Origin of the sequence: Streptomyces sp. NPDC007875 (assembly GCF_042868035.1) — a bacterium.
Taxonomy (GTDB): Bacteria; Actinomycetota; Actinomycetes; order Streptomycetales; family Streptomycetaceae; genus Streptomyces; species Streptomyces antimycoticus.
The window spans coordinates 1-4,346 of sequence record NZ_JBIADZ010000090.1; the positions used below are offsets into that span (position 1 = coordinate 1).

The 4,346-nt window shown below is 70.7% G+C and carries 2 protein-coding genes; both read right to left on the bottom strand.

All coding sequences use genetic code 11. From position 1 onward, the window contains the following. Positions 1-918: beta-ketoacyl synthase N-terminal-like domain-containing protein (locus tag ACFYOY_RS48975; protein WP_388594601.1), on the bottom strand; the 918-nt coding region annotated here is incomplete at its 3' end. Positions 919-962: 44 nt separating this feature from the next. Continuing rightward, the coding region (locus ACFYOY_RS48980; protein WP_388594598.1) for an SDR family NAD(P)-dependent oxidoreductase at positions 963-4,346 on the bottom strand (3,384 nt) is incomplete at its 5' end.

Genomic DNA, 4,346 nt, shown 5'->3' on the forward strand with positions numbered 1-4,346 from the left:
CGACGCACCATCCTGATTCACCGCCGAACCCCGCACCACCGCCAACACCCGATGCCCAAGACGCTCCGCATCAGACAACCGCTCCACCACCAGCATCCCCACGCCCTCGCCCCAGCCGGTGCCGTCCGCCGCCGCCGCGAACGCCTTGCACCGCCCGTCCGCGGCCAGGCCGCGCTGCCGGGAGAACTGGACAAAGGTGCCGGGTGTCGCCATCACCGTGACGCCGCCCGCAAGCGCCAGCGAACACTCACCATTCCGCAGCGCCTGCACCGCCAGATGCAACGCCACCAGCGACGACGAACACGCCGTATCCACCGTCACCGCCGGACCCTCGAGGCCCAGCGTGTACGACACCCGGCCGGACGCGACACTCGCCGCGCTGCCGATTCCGACATATCCCTCGAGCTCGTCCGGAACCGCTGACAGCCGCGAGACGTAGTCGGAAGACATCAGTCCGGCGAACACCCCGGTCCGGCTGCCCTTCAGGGAGCCGGTCGGAATACCCGCCCGCTCCAGCGCCTCCCACGATGCCTCCAGCAGTAGCCGCTGCTGCGGATCCATCGCCAGCGCCTCACGCGGCGAGATCCCGAAGAGGCCGGGGTCGAAGTGGCCGGCGTCGGGGAGGAACGCGCCTTCTCGGGCGTACGACCGTCCGGCGCGATCCGGATCCGGGTCGTACACGCCGTCCAGATCCCAGCCGCGGTCGGTGGGGAAACCGGAGACCGCGTCCACCGCCGACTCCGTCAGCCGCCACAGGTCTTCCGGCGAGCTGACTCCACCCGGAAAACGACAGCTCATGCCAACGATCGCAATCGGCTCGCGGCTCTTGGCCTCGACATCCGCCAAGCGCTGACGCGTCTGGCGCAGATCGGCGGTGAGCTTCTTGAGGTACTCGAGTACCTTTTCGTCGTTCGACATCCCCGTGCCAGTCCCCTCGATCCCCGGTCGGACGTTCTCGCTGCTCATGACCCATCGAGTTCCTGGTCGATGATTCCGAACATGTCGTCGAGCGAGGCCGATTCCAGGTCTCCCTCAACGTTGCTCGACCGCTCCGGACGGTGCAGGTCGGCCCACATCGAAACGATGGTCTCCATCCGCGAGGACAACTGCTCGCGCATGGTGTCGTCCTCCGCCATCACCGAAATCATGGCGGCGACCTTGTCCAGCTCCCTGAGCCGGGCCGCGACCGGGTCGGCGGTCTCCGGCGCAACCTCGGCAAGCACATGCTCCGCCAGCGCCGCCGGGGTCGGATAGTCGAAGATCGCGGTCGCGGCCAGCCTGATTCCGGTGGTGGCACCGAGCCGGTTGCGCAGTTCCACCGCGGTCAGGGAGTCGAAGCCGATCTCCTGGAAGGTCCGGGCCGGATCGATCGCCGACGCGTCCGGGTGCCGCAGCACCGCGGCGACCTGCCCGCGCACCAGTTCCAGTACGGCCTGGCTCCGTTCCGCGTCCGCCATCTCGGCCAGGCTCTGCCGCAGCGCCACCCCACCGTCACCGGCTTCGGCGGCCCGGCGCGGCGGGGTCGGTGCCAGCGCGCTCAGCACGGGCGGCACCGTACCGGTGGCCACCACCGCCCGCAGGTGCAGCGGGGTGGCCACGAGGGTGGCTTCGCCGCTCCGGCACGCGGCGTCGAACAGCTCAAGACCACGCTGATCGGACAAGGGAACGGCGCCCGTGCGGGCCATCCGCGCCACGTCCTCCTCCGACAGGTGTGCGGTCAGGCCACTGCGCTGCTGCCACAGGCCCCACGCCACCGACACCGCGGCGAGTCCCTGGGCCCGCCGGTGGGTGGCCAGCGCATCGAGGAAGGCGTTGGCCGCGGCGTAGTTGCCCTGCCCGGCGCTGCCCAGCACTCCGGTGGCGGAGGAGAACAGCACAAACGCGTCCAGGTCCAGCCGACGTGTCAGCTCGTGCAGGTGCCATGCCGCGTTCGCCTTCGGCCGTAGGACGGTATCCACGCGCTCGGCGGTCATCGAGCCGATGACTCCGTCGTCCAGCACCCCGGCGGTGTGAACGACCGCGCGCAACGCCGGAATGGTGGCAAGCAGCGCGGTCAGCTGGGCACGATCGGCCACATCACAGGCGGCGATGCGGATTCGGGCGCCGAGCGCCTCCAGCTCGGCGGCCAGGTCCGCGGCGACGGCCGCCGTGGCACCGCCGCGGCTGGCCAACACCAGGTCGCTCGCCCCATGGGCGGTCACCAGGTGGCGTGCGACCAGTCCGGCGAGAGTCCCCGTCCCGCCGGTGATCAGTACGGTGCCGGTGTCCCAGGCGGGGGCCTTCCCGTCCGGTACCGGCGCCTTGACCAGCCTGGGCACCAATACCGTCCCGGTCCGGATCGCCGCTTCGGGTTCCCCCGTCGCGAGCACCGCGGGGAGAACCCCAAGGTCTGAATCGTCGTGGTCGATCACGACGAGCCGGTCGGGGTTCTCCTGCTGTGCGGTGCGCAGGAGCCCCCGTACGGAGGCTGCCGCCAGATCCTCCACGTCGTCTCCGGTGGATGTGGCCACCGCGCGGCGGGTGAGCACCACCAGGCGGGTATCGGTGAATCGCGCGTCCGCGAGCCAATCCCGCACCACCCCCAGCACTCGGCGCAGGGCGGATGAGATCGCTTCCGGGGTCGGACCGTCATCCGCCTCGGGCAGACACGGCAGGACCAGCACATCCGGCACCTGGCCGACGGAGGCGAGGTCCCGATGGCGGTGTGGCGGCACACCGGCCGTGGTCAGCGCGGCCGTCAGCCGCGGATCGTCGTGGCCGCCCAGCAGTCCCCAGGACAGAGCGTGCGAGCCGACGGTCCCCGTGGGGAGGGGAAGCTCCTTCCAGTCCAGCCGGAACAGCGCATCGCTCCGGCCGCCACCGGCCACGTCGAGCAGCCGGCTCTCGGCCACCGGACGCATCGCCAGCGTGTCGATGGACAACACGGGAGCCCCGGTGGTGTCCGCCATCCGGATGGCCACCGTATCCGGACCCGCCGGGCTGATCGCCACCCGGACGGTGGTCGCACCCACCGCGTGCAGGGCCACTCCGCTCCAGGCAAAGGGGAGATGGGCCTGACCCGGCTCGCTCACGAAGGCGCCCAGGCCGATGCCCTGCAGGGCCGCGTCCAGCAACGCGGGATGCACTCCGCATCGGGCCGCGTCGCCCGCCACCTGCTCGGGCAGCGCGACGTCCAGGAACACCTCGCTGTCACGGATCCATGCCGCCCGCAGACCGTGGAAGGCGGGGCCGTACTGATAGCCCCGCTCGGCCATCGCCGAGTACAGCTCGGTGACGTCGACCGGCTGGGCACCGGCCGGTGGCCAGGCCGACAGGTTCGCGGGCGGATCGCCGTGCTCGCCCGCGCGCAGCGTGCCGCCGGCGTGGCGCATCCAGTCGCCCTCGCGGCGGGAGAACACCGTGAGGGGGCGGTTTCCGAGGTGGTCCGGGCCTCCGACCGACACCTGGAGCTGCACTGTCTCCTGATCAGGCACGACGAGCGGCTCATGCAGCGTCAGCTCTTCCAGTGTGTCGCAGCCGAACCGCGCCCCCGCCTGCAGCGCGAGCTCCACGAACGCGGTGCCCGGAAGAAGCACCATGCCGAGGACGGCGTGGTCGGCCAGCCAGGGCTGCCGGGCCAGCGACAGCGCCCCGGTCAGCACACAGCCGTCCGCGTCCGGGAGCGGCACCGCCGCGCCCAGCAGCGGATGGTCAACGGCGCCCAGACCCAATCCAGATGCGTCGCCGGTGCGTGTGGATGGCGTCAGCCAAAACCGTTCACGCTGGAAGGCGTAGGTGGGCAAGTCGACACGTCGAGCACCGGTGCCGGCGAAGACCGTCTGCCAGTTGACCTCGGCACCGCCGACGGACACCTCAGCCAGGGACGTCAGGAAGCGATCCGCGCCTCCCTCGTCACGACGGAGGGAACCGGCGGCCACGATGGGGGTGCCCATCGCGTCTGCGGTGTCCTGGATGCCGACGGTCAGCACCGGATGCGGACTGGCCTCGACGAACATCGTCTGCCCCTGCCGAATAAGGGTTTCGACGGTGCCCTGGAACTCCACGGTCTCGCGCAGATTCCGGTACCAGTACCCGGCATCCAGCCCAGCGGTGTCCATCAGCCGTCCGGTCACCGTCGAATAGAACGGAACCCGCCCACTACGCGGCTCCACGCCCGCCAGAGCCTCCGCCAGCTCTTCCCGTATCTCCTCCACCTGTGGGGAGTGCGAGGCATAGTCCACCGGAATCCGCTTGGCCTCCGGGAACTCCGCGAGCACCGCATCCAGCACCTCAACTACCCCCGACACCACCGTCGACGCCGGACCATTCACCGCCGCCACCGACAACCCCGGACGATCCCGCAGCCG